The sequence below is a fragment of the Novosphingobium olei genome, from assembly GCF_037076535.1.
GTDB classification, from domain to species: Bacteria; Pseudomonadota; Alphaproteobacteria; order Sphingomonadales; family Sphingomonadaceae; genus Novosphingobium; species Novosphingobium olei.
This window is the reverse complement of the sequence record NZ_AP029021.1, coordinates 12,824-34,560: the sequence shown is the minus strand read 5'-3', so window position 1 is coordinate 34,560 and position 21,737 is coordinate 12,824. Positions and strand designations below refer to the sequence as shown.

At 68.0% G+C, this 21,737-nt stretch carries 23 protein-coding genes; 16 read left to right on the top strand and 7 right to left on the bottom strand.

Annotation, left to right across the window (positions count from 1 at the left end):
- The first annotated feature begins 46 nt into the window (after nucleotides 1-46).
- From AACH40_RS00150 to AACH40_RS00110, 9 genes are all read left to right on the top strand, one after another.
- Nucleotides 47-790, top strand: a complete 744-nt coding sequence (locus tag AACH40_RS00150) for a sterol desaturase family protein (protein WP_338643717.1) — start codon at nucleotides 47-49, stop codon at nucleotides 788-790.
- Nucleotides 787-1,236, top strand: a complete 450-nt coding sequence (locus AACH40_RS00145; RefSeq protein WP_338643716.1) for a DUF2141 domain-containing protein — start codon at nucleotides 787-789, stop codon at nucleotides 1,234-1,236. Before AACH40_RS00150 ends, AACH40_RS00145 begins: the two co-directional genes overlap by 4 nt.
- A complete protein-coding gene (locus tag AACH40_RS00140; protein WP_338643714.1) occupies nucleotides 1,233-2,510 on the top strand; it encodes an MFS transporter in 1,278 nt (425 codons plus the stop codon). The genes AACH40_RS00145 and AACH40_RS00140 overlap by 4 nt, the downstream gene beginning before the upstream one ends.
- Nucleotides 2,488-3,390: a CoA ester lyase gene (locus AACH40_RS00135; RefSeq protein ID WP_338643713.1), complete on the top strand. Its 903-nt coding sequence runs from the start codon at nucleotides 2,488-2,490 to the stop codon at nucleotides 3,388-3,390. The genes AACH40_RS00140 and AACH40_RS00135 overlap by 23 nt, the downstream gene beginning before the upstream one ends.
- A 95-nt stretch (nucleotides 3,391-3,485) precedes the next feature.
- A complete protein-coding gene (locus tag AACH40_RS00130) occupies nucleotides 3,486-4,898 on the top strand; it encodes a hypothetical protein (RefSeq protein ID WP_338643712.1) in 1,413 nt (470 codons plus the stop codon).
- A gap of 352 nt (nucleotides 4,899-5,250) precedes the next feature.
- A complete protein-coding gene (locus AACH40_RS00125; protein WP_338643711.1) occupies nucleotides 5,251-6,228 on the top strand; it encodes an alpha/beta hydrolase in 978 nt (325 codons plus the stop codon).
- A gap of 10 nt (nucleotides 6,229-6,238) precedes the next feature.
- Nucleotides 6,239-7,597: a M48 family metalloprotease gene (locus tag AACH40_RS00120; protein ID WP_338643710.1), complete on the top strand. Its 1,359-nt coding sequence runs from the start codon at nucleotides 6,239-6,241 to the stop codon at nucleotides 7,595-7,597.
- A gap of 11 nt (nucleotides 7,598-7,608) precedes the next feature.
- On the top strand, nucleotides 7,609-8,343 hold the full coding sequence (locus AACH40_RS00115) for a DsbA family protein (RefSeq protein ID WP_169494530.1): 735 nt from the start codon (nucleotides 7,609-7,611) through the stop codon (nucleotides 8,341-8,343).
- A 16-nt stretch (nucleotides 8,344-8,359) separates the two neighbouring features.
- Nucleotides 8,360-9,271, top strand: coding sequence for a PDZ domain-containing protein (locus AACH40_RS00110; protein WP_338643709.1), 912 nt, complete (start codon nucleotides 8,360-8,362; stop codon nucleotides 9,269-9,271).
- A 9-nt stretch (nucleotides 9,272-9,280) separates the two neighbouring features.
- Here AACH40_RS00110 and AACH40_RS00105 read toward each other — a convergent pair whose 3' ends face one another.
- On the bottom strand, nucleotides 9,281-9,883 hold the full coding sequence (locus AACH40_RS00105; protein ID WP_338643708.1) for an HD domain-containing protein: 603 nt from the start codon (nucleotides 9,881-9,883) through the stop codon (nucleotides 9,281-9,283).
- Between the two features lie 92 nt (nucleotides 9,884-9,975).
- Here AACH40_RS00105 and AACH40_RS00100 point away from each other — a divergent pair, with 92 nt between their 5' ends.
- From AACH40_RS00100 to AACH40_RS00080, 5 genes are all read left to right on the top strand, one after another.
- Entirely contained in the window at nucleotides 9,976-11,169 is a 1,194-nt protein-coding gene (locus AACH40_RS00100) for a sensor histidine kinase (RefSeq protein WP_169494527.1), read from the top strand.
- A gap of 70 nt (nucleotides 11,170-11,239) precedes the next feature.
- Complete coding sequence (locus tag AACH40_RS00095) at nucleotides 11,240-12,037, top strand: LytR/AlgR family response regulator transcription factor (protein ID WP_169494526.1); 798 nt, start codon at nucleotides 11,240-11,242, stop codon at nucleotides 12,035-12,037.
- A 104-nt stretch (nucleotides 12,038-12,141) separates the two neighbouring features.
- On the top strand, nucleotides 12,142-13,029 hold the full coding sequence (nadC, locus tag AACH40_RS00090; RefSeq protein WP_338643707.1) for a carboxylating nicotinate-nucleotide diphosphorylase: 888 nt from the start codon (nucleotides 12,142-12,144) through the stop codon (nucleotides 13,027-13,029).
- On the top strand, nucleotides 13,026-13,412 hold the full coding sequence (locus AACH40_RS00085) for a hypothetical protein (protein ID WP_169494525.1): 387 nt from the start codon (nucleotides 13,026-13,028) through the stop codon (nucleotides 13,410-13,412). The genes nadC and AACH40_RS00085 overlap by 4 nt, the downstream gene beginning before the upstream one ends.
- Nucleotides 13,394-14,125, top strand: coding sequence for a ribonuclease T2 (locus tag AACH40_RS00080; RefSeq protein ID WP_338643706.1), 732 nt, complete (start codon nucleotides 13,394-13,396; stop codon nucleotides 14,123-14,125). The genes AACH40_RS00085 and AACH40_RS00080 overlap by 19 nt, the downstream gene beginning before the upstream one ends.
- Here AACH40_RS00080 and AACH40_RS00075 read toward each other — a convergent pair.
- Complete coding sequence (locus tag AACH40_RS00075; protein WP_338643705.1) at nucleotides 14,109-14,564, bottom strand: nucleoside deaminase; 456 nt, start codon at nucleotides 14,562-14,564, stop codon at nucleotides 14,109-14,111. The two genes, AACH40_RS00080 and AACH40_RS00075, sit on opposite strands and share 17 nt — an antisense overlap.
- Nucleotides 14,565-14,697: 133 nt before the next feature.
- Between AACH40_RS00075 and rpmB the strand changes: the two genes are divergently transcribed.
- On the top strand, nucleotides 14,698-14,988 hold the full coding sequence (gene rpmB, locus AACH40_RS00070) for a 50S ribosomal protein L28 (RefSeq protein WP_169494522.1): 291 nt from the start codon (nucleotides 14,698-14,700) through the stop codon (nucleotides 14,986-14,988).
- A 64-nt stretch (nucleotides 14,989-15,052) separates the two neighbouring features.
- On the opposite strand, the gene AACH40_RS00065 is transcribed toward rpmB, so the two are convergent.
- The 5 genes from AACH40_RS00065 to AACH40_RS00045 form a co-directional block, all read right to left on the bottom strand.
- Nucleotides 15,053-16,078: an esterase-like activity of phytase family protein gene (locus tag AACH40_RS00065; protein ID WP_338643703.1), complete on the bottom strand. Its 1,026-nt coding sequence runs from the start codon at nucleotides 16,076-16,078 to the stop codon at nucleotides 15,053-15,055.
- 104 nt (nucleotides 16,079-16,182) lie between these two features.
- Nucleotides 16,183-16,689: a peptide-methionine (R)-S-oxide reductase MsrB gene (gene msrB / locus AACH40_RS00060; RefSeq protein ID WP_338643702.1), complete on the bottom strand. Its 507-nt coding sequence runs from the start codon at nucleotides 16,687-16,689 to the stop codon at nucleotides 16,183-16,185.
- Nucleotides 16,690-16,933: 244 nt separating this feature from the next.
- Nucleotides 16,934-18,271 carry a cytochrome P450 gene (locus AACH40_RS00055; protein ID WP_338643701.1) on the bottom strand — a complete coding sequence of 446 codons (1,338 nt, stop codon included), beginning with the start codon at nucleotides 18,269-18,271 and terminating at the stop codon, nucleotides 16,934-16,936.
- 83 nt (nucleotides 18,272-18,354) lie between these two features.
- Entirely contained in the window at nucleotides 18,355-19,572 is a 1,218-nt protein-coding gene (locus tag AACH40_RS00050; protein ID WP_338643700.1) for an ABC transporter permease, read from the bottom strand.
- Nucleotides 19,572-20,606: an ABC transporter ATP-binding protein gene (locus AACH40_RS00045; RefSeq protein WP_338643699.1), complete on the bottom strand. Its 1,035-nt coding sequence runs from the start codon at nucleotides 20,604-20,606 to the stop codon at nucleotides 19,572-19,574. The genes AACH40_RS00050 and AACH40_RS00045 overlap by 1 nt, the downstream gene beginning before the upstream one ends.
- 47 nt (nucleotides 20,607-20,653) lie before the next feature.
- Here AACH40_RS00045 and queG point away from each other — a divergent pair, with 47 nt between their 5' ends.
- The gene (gene queG, locus AACH40_RS00040; RefSeq protein ID WP_338643698.1) at nucleotides 20,654-21,721 is read left to right on the top strand and encodes a tRNA epoxyqueuosine(34) reductase QueG; all 1,068 of its coding nucleotides are present in this window, start codon (nucleotides 20,654-20,656) and stop codon (nucleotides 21,719-21,721) included.
- The last annotated feature ends 16 nt before the right edge of the window (nucleotides 21,722-21,737 follow it).

The window sequence follows — 21,737 nt, the reverse complement described above, 5'->3', positions numbered from 1 at the left end:
CGAAAGGCCTTGTGCCCGTCCCCACGGCCTTGGCATAGCGGCCGGCATGCCCGCGCACGCCATGCCTGCCGCCGCCGGATGGACCGGCCTCGTGCTCTCCGCGCTGGCGATGACCGCGATCGTCGCGGTGCGCTACGTCATGACCAGCGGCCTGTTCGCGGCGATCACCGGCCGGGTGCGGCCGGGCCATTACCGGGGCCTCGACAAGCAGATGCGCAGCGAGATCGGCTGGAGCCTCGTCTCCTGCCTGATCTATGGCCTGCCCGCAGGCGTTGTCGCCTGGGGCTGGCAGCAGCACGGCTGGACGAAGATCTACACCGATCCGCGCGCCTATCCGCTGTGGTGGCTGCCACTGTCGCTGCTGGTCTACCTGTTCCTGCACGATAGCTGGTTCTACTGGACGCACCGCTGGATGCACCGCCCGGCGGTGTTCCGCGCCATCCATGCGATCCACCACGCCAGCCGCCCGCCCACGGCCTGGGCGGCGATGAATTTCCACCCGGTCGAAGCGGCCATCGTCGGCCTGCTCATCCCTGCCCTCGTCTTCGTGATCCCGATCCACGTCGGCATGCTTGGCCTCGTGCTGCTGGTGATGACGGTGATGGGCGTGACCAATCACATGGGGTGGGAGATGTTTCCGCACTGGCTCGTTCATTCCAGAGCAGGACAATGGCTGATAACGGCGAGCCACCATCACCGTCATCACGAACTCTATCGCTGCAATTACGGGCTGTACTTCCGCTTCTGGGATCGCCTGTGCGGCACCGACAAGGGGCTTAGCGCGCCATGAACCGAATGCCTTTCGCGCCCGTCCTGCTGCTGGGCGCAGCGCTGCCCCTGCTGCTGGGCACGGCCCTGCCCACGCCGACCTCGGTGCTGGTCGAAGTCGACGGCCTGCGCTCGACCCGCGGGCTCGTCCAGGCCTGCCTTACCGCCGATCCGGTCACCTTCCCCGATTGCCAGAAGGACCCGGCCGCGCAGCACCTGACCGTACCTGCGCACGATGGGGAAACCCTGACCTTCCACGACGTTATGCCGGGGCGCTATGCAGTCGCGCTGTTCCACGATGAAAACGGCAACGGACGGATGGACAAGATGATGATGGTCCCCAAGGAAGGCTACGGCTTTTCGCGCGATGCCCCGGTGCGCTTCGGCCCGCCGACCTTCCGTGCGGCCGCCTTCACCGTGGGGACGACGCAGCTGCGCACCGCGGTGAAGGTGCGTTACCTGCTGTGAACGCGCCAGCGGAACGCCGCGCAGGAAGTGCGCTTGCGCCGTTCCAGTATCCCGCCTTCCGGTCGATCTGGACGGCCAACCTGTTCTCCAACATCGGCTCGATGATCCAGTCGGTCGCCGCCGCATGGCTGATGACCGACCTGACGCAGAGCCACGTGCTCGTCGCGCTGATCCAGGCTTCGGCCACGATCCCTATCCTCCTGCTGGGCGTGCTTGCCGGTGCCATTGCCGACAACTTCGACCGGCGCCGCGTGATGCTGCTCGCGCAGACGGGCATGCTGCTGGTCTCGGCGGTGCTCGCCGCGCTGGCGTATGCGGGGTGGATCAATCCCTACGTCCTGCTGGCGCTGACGCTGATGGTCGGCATGGGCACCGCACTCAACGGCCCCGCCTGGCAGGCCTCGGTGCGGCTGCAGGTGGGGCGCGAGGATCTGCCGCAGGCGATTTCGCTCAATTCCATCTCGTTCAACCTGGCGCGCAGCGTAGGGCCTGCGCTCGGCGGAATGCTGCTGTCGATCTGGAGCGTCAGCCTGGCCTTCGCGCTCAACGCGATCAGCTACATCGGCATGATCGTGGTGCTGATGCGCTGGAAGCCGGGCGCGCCGCCGCCGCAGCGCCAGCCGATCCTTGCCTCGATCCGCGTCGGCGTGGTGTTCTGCTGGAGCTCGGCGCCGATCCGCAAGGTGTTGTTGCGCGGGCTGTGCTTCGGCCTTGGCGTTGCCGGATTCCAGGCGCTGATGCCCACGGTGGTGCGCGGCATGCTGCACGGGACGGAGATCGACTATGGCCTGATGCTGGGCGCGTTCGGGATCGGCTCGATCGTCACCGCACTGTGGGTCAGCAAGGCGCGCCGCCGATTCGGCAGCGAAAACGTCGTCACCGTCGCCACGATCGCCTTTGCCCTGGCGCTGCTGTCGATTTCAGCCGCGCAGAACCTGCCGCACGCGATGGCATCGGCCTTCCTCGGCGGCGCGGGCTTCGTCTCGGCGATGACCAGCCTGAACGTCGCGATGCAGCTGCGCTCGCCCGAAGCGATCCTCGGCCGCTGCCTGTCGATCTATCAGGCCGTCACGTTCGGCGGCATGGCCTTCGGCGCGTGGCTGTGGGGCAGCCTGGCCGACATGGCGGGCCAGCCCTTCGCGCTGCGCACTGCCGCCGCCTGGACCGCGGCGACTCTTGCGCTGCGCATCCTCGCCCCTATGCCGACCCGCGAAGAAGGACGGATCGATTCGGTGGAGGAACCGCAAGGCCATGCCAAGCTCGCCAGCAACTGAAGCCGCCAGCGCCGATGCGCGCCCCTTGCGCTCGCTGCTCTACATGCCAGCCAGCAACCGCCGCGCCATCGACAAGGCGCGCGCGCTCGATTGCGATGCGGTCGCGCTCGATCTGGAAGACGCCGTCGCGCCCGAGATGAAGGAAGAGGCGCGCGCCATCCTGATCGAGGAGCTGGCCACGGGCGGCTTCGGCCACCGCCGCATGGTCGGCCGGATCAATGCGCTGGCAACGCCGTGGGGGCATGATGACCTCACGGCCCTCGCCGCCGCACCGCTCGACGCCCTGCTCGCGCCCAAGGTCGACGATGCGCAAGACGTGGCCGCGCTGTCGCAGGCGATGGATCAGGCGGGCTATGGCGCCAATGTCGCGTTGTGGGTGATGATCGAAACCCCGCGCGCGATCCTTGCGCTCGAACGAATCGCCGCCTGCGCCGCCACCACCCGGCTTGCGGGCTTCGTCCTCGGCCTCAACGATCTGGCCAAGGAAACCGGCATGGCGCAGGCGCCCGGCCGCGCGGTGTTCGTGCCGGTGCTGAGCCAGGCGGTGATGGCCGCGCGCGCCAACGGGCTCGTCCTGCTCGATGGCGTGTGCAACGCGATCGACGATCCGGCGCGACTCGAAGCCGAATGCACCCAGGCGCGCGATTTCGGCATGGACGGCAAGACGCTGATCCACCCCAGCCAGATCGACACCGCCAACGCCGTGTTCGCTCCGTCCGAAGAAGAACTGGCCGAGGCGCGCGCCATCGTCGCTGCCTTCGATGCGCCGGAAAACGCCGGGAAAGGCGCGCTTCGCGTCAACGGCAAGATGGCCGAGCTGCTCCACCGCGACATCGCCAGCAAGCTGATCGCCAAGGCCGAAGCGATCGCGGCGCGCTGAAACGGACTGTCCAAGCAGAAGTCGCGGCGCAACTTAAACACTCCTTTACCACGTTGCGCCACAAGAGTGCCTGACTGGATCAGGGACACCTTCGCATGGATACCTATCGCGGCTTCGACAGCGACCGCAGCGACCTAGACCTCGCGGACGACGATCACCCGATCGAGCCGCCGCCGCTTGCCGTGGGGCAGGACGAGCGCCGCATGCAGGTGCGCGCCTACAACTTCTGGGCGAGCCTGCTGGGCAGTGGTCCCTATCCGTCGGTGGCGACGCTGCTCGATGGCAAGCTGCCCGATTTTGCTGCCAATTCGGTGCTGTTGCGCTTCGATCGCGGCATGGACGATCCGGCGATCGCCTATCTCGGGCGCGCGCTGGCCGAAGAATGCGGCACCCACGCCTCGCTCAAGCGGCTGAGCGACGTCCCCGGCCGGTCGCTGCTCTCGCGCATTACCGATCACTATCTCCAGATCATCGCCAACCAGGCCCCGATCGGGTTCGAGGCCGAATTCGTCAACCAGCGCGGCTCGACCATCCTCTATCGCGGCATCCTGCTGCCCTTCACCTCGAACGGCACCTCGATCGATTACATCTACGGCGCGATCAACTGGAAGGAAGTGGCCGACCAGGCCACGACCGACGAACTCCTGCTCGAAATCGGACAGGCGCTCGACCCCACGCCCAAGCCTAAGCCCAAACGGGCGAGCCAGATGCTGGCCGACTGGGCCGATGGCCCCTCCATGCTCGATGCCATGGATGACGCCCCGGCCAACGGGATGATCGATGCAGGCCCGCTCGACCTGGCCGATTTCGGCGCGGAGATTCTCGCCTTTCCAGACCCCGCCGATGCGCTGTCGCTGCCCGGCACGGATCTTCCCGGGCCGGCATTCGGCGCCGATGCGGCCGCGCCTGCGCCTGTCTCGCTCGCCGACTGGCTCGCCGTCGCTCGCGAAATGGCAACGCTTGCCAATTCGAGCGAGGATCGCACCCGCAACGCGCTCTACACCGCGATCGGGCGCGCGTGGGACTTCGCGCTCGCCGCGCAGGCAAGCCCTGCGGACTATCGCCGCATGGTCGAAGAAGCCGGCCTGACCATGCAGGAACGCGCGCCGCTGACCCCGCTGGTCAAGCTCGTGTTCGGCGCGGATTACGACAAGACGCGGATCACCGAATATGCCACCGCGCTCGGCCATGCCCAGCGCCTTGGCCTGGGGCGCGGCGAACTCGGGCGGTTCCTGTCCGAAGCGCCCGGCGGCCTCAAGGGCGTGGTCGCGCTCGAACGCCGCCTGCGGCGCGACGAGATCGGCCGCGACCGGCGCGATCCGCACGCCCTGCTCGCCGAGGAACTGCGCGCGCTACCGACCGAAACGCTGGCCGATCTGCCCGGCGACGGCGCTGAATTCGCGCTGGTGATGGTGCGTCGCCTGCCCGACGGCTCAATCGCGCTGGTCGGCGAAGTGCCCGAAGACCACGCCCTGTTCGAAAGGGCAGCCCGCCGTCTCGTCGGCTGATCCGGACGGACAAGCGCCTGTTCCAACCGGCAATGGCCTGTCAGGCGGCGTGGACAAATTCCACAGCGCCACGGCTGGAGGCAAAAAGTGCCAGCGCGAGGAGGCGAGGCGGAGCAATATCGGGAATATTGCGAGCCGAGCCGACGCTGCGATGGCGCTTTTTGGTCCAGCCCCTTCGGGGTTGCCCTGTAAGAGGCCCCTGCGGCGTCGCTCAGCCTTGATGGAGGCCCGCTCCACCTGCGGCCTCGCTCCTTGCCGGGGCCTCTTACAGGGTAACCGTGGCGTTGCGGAATTTGTCCACGCCGCCTAACTCCGCATCATGGCGGCAGGCAGCAGGCAGGAACGGCGGCGCGTGGGCATTTCGCAGGTCGGCTGGCTTCAGAACGGCTGGCCCCAGATCGGGTGGCTGGGCTGGACGGCCGTGGCGCTGCTGGCGCTGGCACTCACCGGCTTCGTCGCGCTGCGCCATGCGATGGAAACCAACGCGGTGGCGGTGCTCGACAGCGCCGACCGGCTGCTGCGCGGCGGGGACGGCGGCATCCGCTTGGTCGCGGCAGAGCGCTATGGCGCGCAAGACAACCAGAAGGTCGAAATGTTCGTGCCCACAGCCGCGCAGGGCCCGCTGCCGATCGTGGTGTTCATCCCGGGCGGCGCGTGGCGCACCGGCGATCCGCACGACTACCGCTTCATCGCCCGCGCGCTGGCGCCCAAGGGCTATGCCGTCGTCCTCGCCGGATATCGCCTTGGCGCCAACGGCCGTTACCCCGCCATGCTGGAAGATGGCGCGGCCGCGCTGCGCTGGGTCAGCGACCATGCCCGCGCCCACGGCGGCGATCCGGCGCGAATCGTGCTGATGGGCCATTCCGCCGGGGCCTACAACGCCGCGATGCTCGCGCTCGACCGGCGCTGGCTGGCGCACCAGCGGCTTTCGGCCGATGCCCTGCGCGGCGTGGTCGGGCTGTCGGGCCCGTACGATTTCTACCCCTTCGACGATTCGGCCACGATCGATGCTTTCGGCCATGCCGCCAATCCGGAAGACACCCAGCCCATCGCCCATGTGCGTGGCGATGCGCCGCCGATGCTGCTGGTCCACGGCAGCGCCGACACGCGGGTGCGCCCGCGCAATTCGGTCGCGCTCGCCCGCGCGCTGACGGCAGTGGGAGCGCCGACCCATGCCGTGCTGCTCAAGGACGTCAGCCACGAAGGCATGATCATGGCCTTTGCCCGCCCGTTCACCCGCGATGCCCGCCCGCTCGATGCCGTCACCGCCTTTCTCGACAAGGTCACCGCACCTGCCGCTTCACCTGCGGTTCAGGCGGCGGGTCGATAGCGTGGCGGCCGTGAAGCCCTCGCTCCTGTCCCGTCTTGCCGCCGTGCTGGCGGTGGTCGCGCTGACGATCCAGCCGGTCGCCGCGCAATCGGTGCTGCGCGATGCCGAAACCGAAGCGCTGTTTCGCGACATGTCGGCCCCGATCATCGCCGCTGCCGGGCTCGATCCCAAGAATGTCGACATCGTCCTGCTCAACGATGGCACGATCAACGCCTTCGTCGCCGGCGGGCAGGCGGTCTATATCCATTCAGGGCTGATCGGCGCGGCCGACCATGTCAGCGAAGTGCAGGGCGTGATCGCGCACGAACTGGGCCACATCACCGGCGGCCACGTGATCAGCGATGCCGGGGTGAAGCCTGCCACCAACATCACCCTGCTCAGCCTGCTGCTGGGCGCGGCAGCCGCCGTGGCGGGCGCGGGCGATGCCGGCATGGGCATCTTCATGGCGGGGCAACAGGCCGCGCTCGGCAAGTACCTCGCCTTCAGCCGCTCGCAGGAATCGAGCGCGGACGCCGCCGGCGCGCAGTACCTGTCCAAGGCGGGCATTTCCGGCCGCGGCTCGCTCGATTTCTTCAAGAAGCTGCAGAACCAGGAATTCCGCTACGGCTTCAAGCGCGATGCCGATGCCGAATTCTACAGCACCCACCCGATGACGTCGGACCGCCTGACCACGCTGCAGGACACCTACGAAAAGGACCCGGCGTGGAACAAGCCCGAGGACGCCGCGCTGCAGGCCCGCTTCCTCAGGGTCAAGGCCAAGCTCTATGGCTACCTTGCCGAACCGGCCTCGACGCTTGCCGCCTATCCCGAATACCTGACCGATGGCCCGGCGCACTACGCCCGCGCCTATGCCTTCCACAAGGAAGCGTTCCTCGACAAGGCGCTGGCTGAAACCGACGCGCTGCTGCAACAGACGCCGAACGATCCCTATGCGCTCGAACTCAAGGGCCAGATCCTGCTCGAATCGGGCAAGCCGGCCGATGCGCTCGATCCCCTGCGCCGCGCGACGCAGCTCAGCGACAATGCGCCGCTGATCGCCACGACCTTCGGCCACGCCCTGCTAGCGACCGAGGACAAGGCCAATTTTGCCGAGGCGGAGAAGGTGCTGCGCAACGCGGTCGCGCGCGATCGCGAAAATCCCTTCGCGTGGTACCAACTGGGCGTCGTCTACGAAGCGCGCGGCGATACCGCCCGCGCCCGCCTTGCCAGCGCCGAACAGCAGCTGATGGAACTGCAACTGCCCGAAGCGGTGCGCAGCGCCGAAGCCGCGGAGATGGGGCTGCCCAAGGGATCGCCCGACTGGCTGCGCGCACAGGATATTGCCATGTCCGCCCGCGCGATGATTGAGCGGCAGCGCAAGAAGAAGTAGCGCTGGCAGCGATGACGTCCCCCGCCCTTCGCTCGACCCTGCTTTTCGCGCTCCCCGCGCTGCTCATCGGCCTTGGCGCCGGCTGGTGGCTGCAGGGGCGCTCCGCGCTTGGCGCCGGCGACCGCGCGGCGATGGAAAGCGTCGTGCACGACTACATCCTCGATCACCCGGAAATCCTGCCCGAAGCGATGGACCGGCTGCAGGCGCGCGAGAACCAGGCGCGTATCGCGCCGATGCGCGGCGCGCTCGAAACCCCCTTCCCCGGCGCGGTGCTCGGCAATCCGCAGGGCAAGGTGACGCTGGTCGAATTCACTGATTTCGCCTGCACCTATTGCCGCAAGAGCGTGGCCGACGTCGCCGCGCTGATCCGCGCCAATCCGGACTTGCGCGTGGTGGTGCGCGAACTGCCGATCATCGCGCCCGAAAGCGAACCTGCCGCGCGCATGGGCCTCGCCGCCGCGGCGCAGGGCAAGTACGCCGCCTTCCACCAGGCCATGTTCTCAGGCGCCCGGCCGAGCAGCGAAAGCATCGCCGCCGCAGCCAGGGCCGCCGGCGTGGATCTTGCCGCCGCGCAGACCTTCGCCGCGCGAGGCGACGTGCAGCAGGAGCTTGAGCGCAATCTGGGCTTCGCCCGGCAGCTTGGCATCAACGGCACCCCGGCGTGGCTGATCGGCAAGGACATGATCGCCGGCGCGGTCGGGCCGGAACGGCTGCAGCAGGCGATCGATGCCGCGCGCAAGGGCTGAACGCGCGCCCAAAGCCATGCGAGCCACCTTGCTCGCCGCGCTGACGCTGGCCGGCGGGCCGGCATTCGCCAAGCCGCTCGATGATCTGCAGCGCGCCGATGCGCTGGTGCAGACGGTGGGCTGGAAGCTTTCGCACGCCAACGCGCATTTCTGCACCCGCGCCGCGCCGGGCATCGGGTTGATCTTGCAGGATGCGCAGACGTTCGACGACCCGGCCGGCGCGCGCGCGGCCTATGGCCTGACCGGCGATATCGCCATCGCCGCGGTCGCCGCCAGTGGCCCCGCCGCACGGGCCGGGCTCGATGCGAACGACACAATCGTCGCCATCGCGGGCACGCCCGTCACCACCGTGCCGATGGCGCGCAAGGATCGCTGGGCCCGCGTGCTGGCGCTGCAGACCACGCTCGAAACCACCGTGGCAAACAAGGGCGAAGTGGCGCTGACGCTGGCCGGCGGGCGAACCGTCACCGTCCATGGCGAACCGGCCTGCCGCGTGCGCTTCATGCTCGACGATGGTGGCGGCAACGCCAGTTCCGGGCGCGACGACGTGCGCATCGGGCGTGGCCTGTTCGACGATGCACATGGCGACGAAACGCTGGTGGCCGCGCTCGCCGCGCACGAACTCGCCCACGCCGCGCTCGATCACCAGAGCGTGCTCGAAGCCAACGATTCGGTCGCGGTGGTGCGCAAGACCGAGCGCGAGGCCGATCGCCTTGCCGTCTGGCTGCTCGCCAACGCGGGCTATCCGCCGGAAGCGGAGGCCCGTCTTGCCCGCACCGTGCTGTCGCGCAAGCAATTCATCTTCGTATCGGCCACGCACGGCGGCTGGCGCACTCGCGCGGCCGATATCGAAAGCGAGATCGCCGTGCTGAACGCCGCGCCGGACCGCAATTGGCCGCTGCGCTTCCGCCGCGAGATCACGCCCTAAGACGACACCTCAGGCCGCCACCGCCGAGGTCGGCTGGCGCTTCAGCGGCTTTGCCATCACCCGTCGCAGCATCGGTTCGAAGAACGACAGCGGCAGCGTGTCGTAGTCCGGATCGAACGCCGACTGGTCGTACTTCTCGCAGAATTCGGCGCAGGCGGCATAGTGCGGATCGTCGCGGTACCGGTCGCGCATGTTGCGATCCATGCCCAGGAAGTGGAAATAGTAATAGCCCTGGAACGCGCCGTGATTCTGGCAGATCCAGTGCTCCTCCTCGGTCACGAAAGGCTTGACGATCGCCGCCGCCACCTCCGGGTGGTTGTAGGTGCCAAGCGTGTCGCCGATGTCGTGCAGCAGCGCCATGATCACATAGGTTTCGCCCCGGCCATCGCGGTGCGCGCGCGTCGCGCATTGCAGGCTGTGCGTCAGCCGGTCGACCGGAAAGCCGCCGAAATCGCCGTCGAGCAGCCGCAAGTGCGTCAGCACGCGATCCGCCAGGGTGCTGGCAAAGGCGTTGTAATCGCGCGAAATGATCGCCCAGTCCTCGGCCGTGCCTTCCATCATCGAACGGAACACGGCGCGGTCTTCTACCTCTGCGTGCGAATCGTGGCTCATGGCCCCTCTCCTCGATCGTTGTCGTTGTTGCGCAGAGCCTGACGCTTCCCAGGGCTTTGCGCAATGGACCGCTTGGGGCTACAACCCTGCCGATGGCCGTGCTGCCGCTGACTCCCGCGCCGTTCTTCGGCAACAAGAACCGCGCTTTCTGGCGCCTTCAGTTCCTCGGCTGGGGCGGCGCGCTGGCGCTGCGCGCGTTGTCGAGCATCGCCAACGCCCAGCCATGGTCGTTCCTGATCATCGTGCTGATCGCCACGATCACCGGCTTTTCGATCTCGCTGATCCTGTCGGTGATCTATCGCGCGCTGATCAACCGGCGGCCGCTGATCACCTGGGGCGTCACCGCCTTCGTCCTCGCCATCGCGGTGGGCTTGTACGCCTTCATCGATTCGTGGGTGATCAGCCTCTATCGCACCAACAGCGATGCGGGGTTCGCGCAGCTGTTCCTGGGCGTGTTCTACCTTGACCTGACGCTGCTCGGCGCGTGGTCGGCGCTCTATTATGCGATCAACTTCTACATCCAGGTCGAAGAACAGAACGACCAGCTGATGCGGCTGGAAAACCAGGCGACCAGCGCGCAGCTCGCCATGCTGCGCTACCAGCTCAATCCGCACTTCCTGTTCAACACGCTCAATTCGATCTCCACGCTGGTGCTGCTCAAGCAGACCGAGCCCGCCAACGCGATGCTCAGCCGGCTGTCCTCGTTCCTGCGCTACACGCTGGTCAACGAACCCACCGCGCGGGTCACCGTCGCGCAGGAGATCGAGACGCTGAAGCTCTATCTCGATATTGAGCGGATGCGCTTCGAAGAACGGCTGCGCACCGAATTCCGCATCGACGACGATACCCGCGCCGGGCTGATGCCTTCGCTGCTGCTGCAGCCGCTGGTCGAAAACGCGATCAAGTATGCGGTCAGCCCGATGGAATATGGTGCTGAAATAACGATTTCGACGCAACTCGTCGGCTCGATGCTTCGCGTTACCGTGTCCGATACGGGGCCGGGGTTGCCAGCGGGCACCGACCCGTCGAAGTTGTTCGGCGTGACCAGCGACAGCAGCGACACAATCTCGTCGGGACATGTCTCGACCGGCGTCGGCCTTGCGAACATCCGCGACCGGCTGGCGCAGGCCTACGGGGAAAACCAGCGCTTCGACATCGGCAACCGGCCCGAGGGCGGTTTCGTGGTGACCATCGAACTTCCGTTCGAGGCCCGCGAACCCGCTCCCTTGCCGGTTGGCACGCGATCGGCTGCTTCGTCGGGCGCGCCGCGGCTCGCTGTAAATTGACCATGTTCGGGAACCTCGAGCCCGGCACGCATTTCTGTCGCGGTTGCTCTAGACATAACAAGGGTAGCGCATGACCATCCGTACGATCCTCGTCGATGACGAGAAGCTCGCCATCCAGGGCCTTCAGCTTCGGCTTCAGGCCTTCCCCGACGTGGAGGTGATCGACACCTGCTCGAACGGGCGCGAGGCCATTCGCAAGATCAAGACCGAAAAGCCCGACCTCGTGTTCTGCGACATCCAGATGCCCGGCTTCGACGGTTTCTCGGTGGTCAAGGGCGTGATGGAGATCGATCCGCCCCTGTTCGTGTTCGTGACCGCCTTTTCCGAACACGCGATCAAGGCGTTCGAAGCCAACGCCGTCGACTACCTGCTCAAGCCGGTGGAGGAAGACCGCCTCGCCGACGCGCTCGATCGCGCGCGCACCCGCCTTGCCGAAAAGCGCGGGCTGGAAGAAGCGGAAAAGCTCAAGAACGTGCTCGCCGAAGTGGCCCCCGATGCGATGCCCGAAATGGTCGATGATGGCGAACCTGCCGCCGGCCGCTTCGAAAAGCTGATCAACATCAAGGATCGCGGCCAGATCTTCCGGGTCGATGTCGATTCGATCGAACGGATCGAGGCGGCGGGCGACTACATGTGCATCTACACCGGCGACAATTCGCTGATCCTGCGCGAAACGATGAAGGATCTCGAACGCCGGCTCGATCCGCGCGTATTCCAGCGCGTCCACCGCTCGAAGATCGTCAACCTTGATCAGGTGCGCCAGGTCCGCCCGCACACCAACGGCGAATGCTTCCTCGTGCTGGAAAGCGGCGCGGAAGTGAAGGTCAGCCGCTCCTACCGCGACGTGGTGGCGCGCTTCGTCCACTGATCGCTGAACGCTAAATCCCGCTCGTGTCGAGCGAAGTCGAGACACCGCGCACCGTGCGGCGACTCCCGCTCGACACGGTGCGCCGGGGTGGTATGGCGCAGGCCATGAGCAGCTTTACCCTCACCGGTTTCGATCTCGACGCCTTCGTCGCCGCCACGCTTGCCGAAGACCTCGGCCACGGCCTGCCCGGCGGCGGCGTCGACGTCACCAGCGACAGCGTGATCCCGGCCGACGCGCGCTTTTCGGGCGTGATGGACAGCCGCGATGCGATTGCGGTCTGCGGGCTGCCGATCGCGGCGGCCTTCTTCCGCGCGCTCGATCCCGACATGACGATCGACATCCTTGTCGAGGAAGGCGCGCAGGTTCCGGCGGGCAGCGAGCTGATGCGGCTGGAAGGCAACGCCCGCGCCATGCTCACCGCCGAACGCTCCGCGCTCAACACGGTGCAGCACCTCTCGGGCGTCGCCACGCTCACCCGCACCTATGTCACCGCCATGGGCGAAACCAAGGCGAAGCTGCTCGATACGCGCAAGACCATCCCCGGCCTGCGCCACCTCGAAAAGTATGCCGTGCGCACCGGCGGCGGCCACAACCACCGCATGGGGCTGTGGGACGCGGCGATGATCAAGGACAACCACGTCCTCGTCGCCGGCGGCGTTGCCGAAGCGGTGCGCCGCGCGCTGGCGGCGGGTGTGAAGGACGTGATCTGCGAGGTCGACCGCATCGACCAGATCGAGCCCGCGCTCACCGCCGGGGCCACCCGCCTGCTGCTCGACAACATGGGCCCCGACCTCTTGCGCGAAGCGCTCGCCGTCGTCGCCGGGCGCGTGCCGTGCGAGGCGAGCGGCGGGGTCCGGCTCGACACCATCGCCGCCATCGCCGCCACCGGTGTCGACTACGTTTCGGTCGGCCGCCTCACCCAGTCGGCGCCCGCCGCCGACATCGGGCTCGATTTCACCCCGCTTGGAGCAACCGCAGGAGCAGCCGCATGAACCGCCCCGTTTCGGTCACCTGGTTCGAGCGCCTGTTCCTTGCCGCGCAGGCGCTGCGCCTTGGCAACGTGGCCGCCTTCATGGGCGCGCTCGCCGCCTTCACCCAGGCCGCCCCGCCCACGATCATGACCGGTGCCTTTGCCAATGCCGCCGTCTCGACCGGGCTTGCCCTCGTCGTCTCGCGCGGGCGGATGGGGCTGGCGCGCTGGTTCGTCGTCGCGCTCGCCGTGCTCGACTTGATCGGCATTGCCGGCATCCCCGCACTGGCCAAGGCGATCAGCCCGGTCTTCGCGCTGCTGAGCCTTGCCGCGCTGTCGATCGAGGTGGCAGCGCTCGTCTTCCTGTTCCGGCGCGAAACCGGCGAATGGCTGGCCAAGCGCTGATGCCCGTGCGCCGCGCCCGTCTGGTGGCGCTGGCGCTCGCTGTCACCGCCACTTCGGCCGCCGCCCGGGCCGAAGCGCCCTCGTGCCGCCTGCCCCCGGCCTTTGCCCAACCGCCCGCGCCCGCGCCCGATGGCCCGATGCGGCGCACCGCCATCGCGGGCTATACGCTGGCGCTCAGCTGGTCGCCCGAATTCTGCCGCACGCGCCGCACCGGTGGCGGCGAATCGATGCAGTGCGGCACGATGGGGCGCTTCGGCTTCGTCCTCCACGGCCTGTGGCCCGAGGCGCGCGGCGGCGGCTGGCCGCAATGGTGCCCCGCGCGCACCATGCCCGATGTCGCCACGCTGCGCCGCCATCTGTGCATGACGCCCAGCCCCGACCTGCTGACCCACGAATGGGCCAAGCACGGCGCTTGCATGAGCGCCACCCCGGCGGTCTATTTCGGCGAGGCGGAGAAAGCCTGGGCGCGCGTCCGCCTGCCCGACATGGCGGCGCTCGCCCGCCGGCCCACGCTCGATGCCGGCACCTTGCGCCGCGCCTTCGTCGCCGCCAATCCGGGCCTGCCGATGCGCGGCATCCGCCTGTTGCTGGGGCGCGAGGGGCAGTTGAAGGAAGTCCACCTCTGCCTGGGCCGCAGCAAGGCCTACGTCGCGTGTCCCAGGGGCCGCGACGGACCGGGCAACGATGCGCCCGTGTCTATCGCCGCGCCCTGAAGAAATCCTGCAGCAGGGCCGCCGCCGCGCCCTCGCCCATGCCGGAATAGACTTCGGGCCGGTGCAGGCAGGTCGGCTGGTCGAAGATCCGCCCGCCGTGCTCCACCGCGCCGCCCTTCGGGTCCGACGCGGCGTAGTACACCCGCGCGATCCGCGCATGGACGATGGCGCCGGCACACATCGCGCAGGGCTCCAGCGTCACCCACAGGTCGCAGCCTTCGAGCCGTTCCTGGCCCAGCGTGGCGGCGGCGGCGCGAATCGCCAGCACTTCGGCATGGGCGGTGGGATCGCACGTGCCGCGCGGCGCATTGCGGGCGCGGGCGATGATCGCGCCGTCCTTGACGATCACCGCGCCGATCGGCACTTCGCCTTCATCGGCGGCGCAGCGCGCCTGTTCCAGCGCGGCCTGCATGGGTACGGGAAGCGGCCAGCGGGTCATGCTGCGGGCCTACCGGCACCGCTTGCCCCGTGCAACGCAATCTGCGCCCGCGAATCCTTGACTTCGCGCCCTGAATCGATAAAGGCCGCGCCTTCCCGATAGGTTTATCGAACACACGAAGCGAGTTTTGACCATGTCGCGTATCTGCGAACTGACCGGTAAGGGCCGCCAAGTCGGTCACAACGTGAGCCACGCCAACAACAAGACCAAGCGTCTGTTCCTGCCCAACCTGCAGAACGTCACGCTGATGAGCGAGAAGCTGGACCGCAGCTTCAAGTTCCGCGTCTCGACCCATGGCCTGCGCTCGGTGGAGCACAACGGCGGCCTCGACAACTGGCTGCTCAAGCAGTCGGACACGAAGCTTTCCCCGCGCGCGCTCAAGGTGAAGCGCGAGCTGGTCAAGGCGGTCGCCACCGCCGCCTGATCCGGGACAACGGGCCGGCGCGCACGGGCGCAGCCGGCCTTTCCCGAACGGTCCCAGGGGTGGCTCAGCCCACCCGGGGATCGCTCCGACCGGCGGCTTCCCCCGCCTTTCGGACATGCAGCTTGAGCAGGATCGTTCGCTGCAGCCAGACCATCGTGTTGCTGTCCGAAACCAGCCATATCGTGGCTGATCCATCGCGTTCGGGCCGCACCGCCATCCCTTCGTAGTTTTCCCGCACCCGCGAATCGCCGATCCGCGCGATTTCCTGCGTGCGCACTTCGGCCCCGGCGCGGATGTCCCCGGGGTCGGCGGTGACGATCACGCTGTAGAAGCCGGTGACGGTGAACTTGCGGCCCAGCACCAGCACCCGCCCATCGGGCAACTGCGCCAGCTCGGTCGGGCGGAAACCTTCGGGCATGTCGAGCACGAAGCGCGCCGGACGTTCACCCGGCTGCGGAATGCCGCGGAAGACGAAGCCGGGATAGCGGCTGCGGTCGTACCAGTGCTGGCGCATCTCGGCGATCAGCACCAGCCGCCCGTCGGCCAGCTGGCGCATTGCTTCGGGCCCCTGGTTGAAGCCCCATTCGCGCAACTCGCGCACCCGGATTTCATGGAAGCGCGTCATGTCGGGATCGAACACCGCCAGGCGATCGGTGCCTTCGCGCCCCACCAGCAGCTGCCCCGTGCCGGCAATCGCGCTGACCGATTCGGCGTCGGTCGAAATGTGCAGGTCTGGCCAGGTGACCGGGAACGGCATCCCCACGGCGACCGGCCCCGTACCGCGATCGGGCGTCTGCATCACCAGATAGCTGTTGCGGTCCCCCAGCGCGAACAGGCGGCCATCGGGCAGGAAGGTCAGCGCCGAATAGTTGCCGAACAAGGGGAACCCGCCCCGCATCGCCCAGGCACCGACGATCTGCACGTCCGGGCCGACCGCGATCGGGCCCGATGCCCCCAGCAGATCGGTGAGCCCCAGCGCGCCCTGCGGCTCGAGCCGGGGCTGGCGCAGCGGATCGCGATCGCGGATGACGCCCGCCACCAGCAGGAGCACCAGCAGCGGCAACAGCAGGAACAGCTTGATGAGGCGCATCGCGGGGCGCCTCATGGCACGGCGCCGCGCGCGGCGATAGCGTTGCCGGGGGGCGGCAACCTAAAAGGGCTACGCCGCCCGACGATGCAGGCCTGGCCGAAGCGTCAGCCCGGCCGGAACTTCATCGCATCGCCGTTCATGCAATACCGCAGCCCGGTCGGCTTCGGGCCATCGTCGAACACGTGGCCCAGGTGCCCGCCGCAGCGGGTGCAGTGCACTTCGGTTCGGTTCATGCCGAAGCTGCGATCGGTGGTCGTCGCCACCGCGCGGTCGAGCGGCTTCCAGAAGCTGGGCCAGCCGGTGCCGCTGTCGAACTTGGTGGCAGAGGAGAACAGCGCATTGCCGTCCGCCGCGCAGACGAACGTGCCCTTGCGGTGTTCGTTGAGCAGGGGCGAAGTGAATGGCCGCTCCGTGCCGGCCTGGCGCAGGATGTAGTATTGTTCCGGGGTGAGCCGCTTCTTCCATTCGGCATCGCTGAAGCGCACCGGGAAGTTACCCTGCGCCACCGGCGTCGCACCGCAGGCACTGGCCAGCGCCAGCGTCGAAACCGCGGCGATCCCGCCAAGGATCTGGCGGCGGCTGGCGGGAGCGGACAAGGGCGCGTGGGGCATCGCAGCTTTCCTGATGTTCGGCCTGAGGTCTGGCCTGGTGGCCCGGCCGGATATGGGAAACGCTTGCCGGGAAGCAATGGAACCTTGCCGGAGACGGGCTAGGGGGGGGCTGGGTGCCCGCCTCCGGCGGTTCGATCCGGCTGTGGTGGGGGAGGGATAAACCGCCGCCGGACCCCGTCTGGCTAGCGATTCGTCCCTGAACGCGCGATGACCGGGATCACGCGCGCGTTCAGGGCCGCTTTGTTCAGTACCGTTCGACTTCGACTTCCAGCTTGCGGAAGCCGTGGACGAAGTTCGCGCGCACCCGCTTGACCTCGCCCGTCACGTGCACCCGCATGCGGCGTTCGCGCATTTCCTCGAGCAGCACGCGCAGCTGCAGTTCGGCAAGGCGCGCGCCCACGCAGCGGTGGATGCCATAGCCGAACGACAGGTGCCGCCGGGCGTTCTCGCGCTCCACCAGCAGCTTGTCGGCATTGGGGAACACCGCTTCGTCGCGGTTGGCCGAAAGGTACCACATCACCAGCTTGTCGCCGGCCTTGATCTCGTTGCCGAACAGCTCGGCATCGGCGGTGGCGGTGCGGCGCATGTGGGCAAGCGGCGTCACGAAGCGGATGCATTCCTGCACCGCGTTGGGGATCACCGATCCATCGGCTTCCAGGATCGCGCGCTGGTCCGGGAAGGTGTGCAGCGCGTGGACGATCCCCGACATGGTGTTGCGCGTGGTATCGTTGCCGCCCACGATCAGCAGCACCAGGTTGCCCATGAACTCCTGCGGGCTCATGTGGCTCATCGCCTCGGAATGGATCATCATCGAGATGAGGTCGGGCGTGGGCGCCGCCCCCATCCGCTCCATCCACAGGCGCTGGAAATAGTGCGCCATCTCCATCAGGATCGCGTGGCGGTCGTCGGCCAGATCGCGCGCCAGCGTCAGCTCGACATCGCCCGCCCAGTCCGACCAGAACGTCAGCAGGCGGCGGTCTTCCCACGGGAAGCCGAACAGGATCGCGAGCATGCCCGTGGTCAGCTCGATCGAAACCTTGTCGACCCAGTCGAACTTTTCGCCGACAGGCAGCGAATCGAGCACGGTGGCGGTGCGGCGGCGGATTTCCGCCTCCATCTCCACGATCTTGGCGGGCGTGAAGGCGGGCGCCACGGTGCGGCGCTGGCCGGTGTGCTCGGGCCGGTCCATCGCGATGAACATCGGCAGCTGCCGTTCGGCGAGCACTTCGGGATCGATGTCGGCCGGCGGATCGCCGATGGTGATGCCGCCATGGCGCCACGACGAGGAGAACAGCTCGGGCAGCGCCTCGACATGGCTGATCGCCTGGTGGCTCGCCACGTTCCAGTAATCGCCATAGGGCGTGCCGGTCACCTTGTTGACGGGCGCCTTCTCGCGCATTTCGCGGAAGATCGGGCCCCAGGTGTCGTTGACGTAGATGTCGGAGCGGCTGACGTCCCACGGGTGGGTGTGCGTCGGCAGCGCCTGCGGATTGCTGCGCAGCCATTCCTCGAACGCTTCGTTGGCGGTGGGCGAACGGCGATAGGTGAAAGCAGGTGCCTCGGGCGCGAGTTGCGTGGCCATGCGGATCCTCTCATGCGCGGCGACTCGCCCGTCCGACGGCCGCCTTGTGCGCGTACTATCCGCGCAACCTACACGAGTGTCAATTAGGCCGGTTTTCGCAACATCGCGAAGATCGAACGCCGCGCCGGACGCCCACCCGCCCCCGATTTCAGCACGGTGCGGCGGAACAGCTGCGCGCCCATCCGCACGATCAGCAGCACCCACGCGGCCTGCCAACCGAGCGCCAGCAGATGCGGCCACAGCGCCGGCTTCTGCGCGGCCTGCGCGATCATCGCGAAGGGCGAGCTGACGGGGAACAGGATGGCCGCCCATTCGATCCAGGTGCCCGGCCGCGCCAGCGCGAAGCTGGCGAAGAAGAACACCATCAGCTGCATCATCGTCACCGGCATCGACAGCGTCTGCACTTCGCGCACGGTCGTCGCCATGCCGCCGATCGACAGGAACAGCGACCCCAGCAGCAGATAGGCCATGGCGAAGTAGAAGAAGCCCAGCACCAGGAACACCGGCCAGCCGACCGCCGGCGTCGCCAGTTCGGGCATCGATCGCATGCCGGCCATCACCAGCGCGCCATAGGCCGTGCCCCACACGGCGATGCCGACAAGGCTGACCGCCAGCATGGCGAACAGCTTGCCCAGGAACAGTGCGTCCATCGGGATGGCCGCGGCCAGCACCTCGATGATCTTGTTGCCCTTTTCCTCCACCAGGTTGGACAGCACCATGCCCGCCAGCAGCATGGTCAGCAGGAACAGCAGCACCTGCCCGCCCTGCGCGGTGGCGATGCGGCCGTTGCGCTGGCTTGCGACGGTCGTTTGCACCACGTCGCCGCGCACTTCTGGAAAGGCGGTGGGGCTCGCCGTGCGGGCGCGTGCGGCGAAGGTAGAGATCATGCCCTGCCAATCGCCGATGCGCCCCTGCGGGCCGGTCAGCACCGGCGCATCGAGCGTGCCGGTGACCACGGCGGCAACGCCGCTGCCCTTGGCGAGTTCGGCGCGCGCATCGAACGTCTCGCCATCGCGCAGGCGGTCCAGCACCACGAAATCGGGCACCTGCCCCGCCATCCGGTCGGCCATGGCGTTGCGCGCCCGAACCAGCCGGTCACCCTGGTGCGCGGGCATGGCAACGCCGATCGACGGATTGTCGAGATCGCGCTGCACTTGCGCACCGATCGACCCCGCCATCGCGCCGATCACCAGCGGGAACAGCGGCCCCAGCAGGAAGAAGATGAAGGTCTTGGAAAAGATCACCGCGACGAAATCGCGCCGGGCGACGACGAAGGCCGCGCGCAGTTTTTCAGGCAGCATCAGCGGCGCCCTCCTTTCACTTGCGCCCCTTGCGCCGCGTCGGCCACGCTTTCCTCCAGCGCCCTGGCCGCCGCTTCGCCCGCGATGGCGACGAAGGCATCGTGCAGGCCGGCCCGCTCGATCGACAGGCTGAGGATCCCCGCCTCCCCTTCGATCAGCGCGCGCAGCAGCGGCTCGATCCCGCTTTCGGGCAGGGTGAAGTACCAGAACGCGCCTTCGTGCCGCGCATCGGCGGGCAGTGCGGCGCGCCACGGCCCATCTGCAACACGCGTTTCCAGCCGCACCTGCGGGCGCAGCCGATCGCGTGCGGCGTCCACGGGCCCGGCAAAGGGCACCTTGCCCCCGGCGATGATCGCCACCTGGTCGCACAGCCGCTCGGCATGGGCGATCACGTGGGTCGAAAAGATCACCGTGGTGCCACGCGCGGCCAGATCGCGGATCGTGCGTTCGAGCTTGCCCTGGTTGAGCGCGTCGAGGCCCGAAAACGGTTCGTCGAACACCACCAGATCCGGCTGGTGGACCAGCGTGCCGAGCAGCTGCACCTGCTGCGCCATGCCCTTGGACAGCTGGCGGATCTGGCGGTCGGCGGCATAGCCAAGGCCATGCGCTTCGAGCAGTTCGCGCCCCTTGCGCCGCCCTTCGGCCAGCGGCACCCCGCGCAGCGCGGCGAGGAAGGCGATGGCGTCGGTCGCCTTCATCGCCGGGTACAGCCCGCGCTCTTCGGGCAGGTAGCCGATGCGCCGGGCAACCTCGGTCGGCCGGTCGGAGCCGAGCACGCGGCGGGTGCCCGAATCGGGATCGATGATTCCCAGCAGCATGCGCAGCGTGGTGGTCTTGCCCGCGCCGTTGGGGCCGAGAATGCCGTAGATCGCGCCCTTGGGAACGCTGATGTCGACCCCGTCGACCGCGGTGAAATCGTCGAACCGCTTGACCAGCGCGCGCGCTTCGATGGCCAGTTCCGCTCCGCAAGCGTCAACAGCGGCAGCATCGCCATGATTGCCCGACACCGCCCATTCCCCTAGCTGGATCTTCATGACTGCGAGGCGTTAACCCTAGGCGATGAACGAGCGGGACAGCAAGTTTGGTTAACGCGCACGCAGCACTTGCCCAAAGGATCAGGGCCGAGGCCGAGGCTTTGGGCTTTGCCGCCTGCGGCATTGCGCCCGCCGCCGACGATCCGGTGCGCGGCGAACGGCTGGAACAGTGGCTGGGCGAAGGCGCCCACGGCACCATGGAGTGGATGGAAACCCGCCTGCACCACCGGCGCGGGCCGCAGTCGCTCTGGCCCGAAGCGAAAAGCGTGATCGCGCTGGGCATGAGCTATGCCCCCGCGCACGATCCGCTGGCGCTGGCGGACGTGCCGGACCGGGGCCGCATCTCGGTCTATGCGCAAGGGGCCGACTATCACGACGTGGTCAAGCGCGCGCTCAAGGCGCTGGCACGCTGGCTGGTGGCGCAAGTGCCGGGGGCGGAGGTCAAGGTCTTCGTCGATACCGCCCCGGTGATGGAAAAGCCGCTGGGACAGGCGGCGGGCCTTGGCTGGCAGGGCAAGCACACCAACATGGTCAGCCGCACCCACGGCAGCTGGCTGTTCCTGGGCGCGGTGTTCACCACGATCGACCTGCCGTTCGACACCCCCCACGCGGACCGCTGCGGATCGTGCCGCGCCTGCCAGGATGCCTGCCCCACGCAGGCCTTCCCCGCGCCCTACCGCCTCGATGCGCGGCGCTGCGTTTCCTACCTCACCATCGAGCACAAGGGCCCGGTGCCCGAAACCTTACGCGCCGGGCTCGGCAACCGCATCTACGGCTGCGACGATTGCCTGGCGGTCTGCCCGTGGAACTCGTTCGCAAAGGCGGCGCAGGCCAACCGCGCCTACCTCCCCCGCGCCGAACTCGTGGCGCCCAAGCTGGCCGAACTGCTCGCGCTCGACGATGCGACCTTCCGCCGGGTGTTCGCCGGCTCCCCGATCAAGCGCATCGGCCGCGACCGGATGGTGCGCAACTGCCTATATGCCGCCGGCAACAGCGGCGATGTGGCGCTGGCAGGCCCCGTTACCGCCCTGCTCAACGACCCCGACCCCGCGGTGGCCGAAGCCGCCCGCTGGGCGCTCGCGCGGCTCGCATTACCCCAACCCCGCCTGCCCTGAGCTTGTCGAAGGGCTG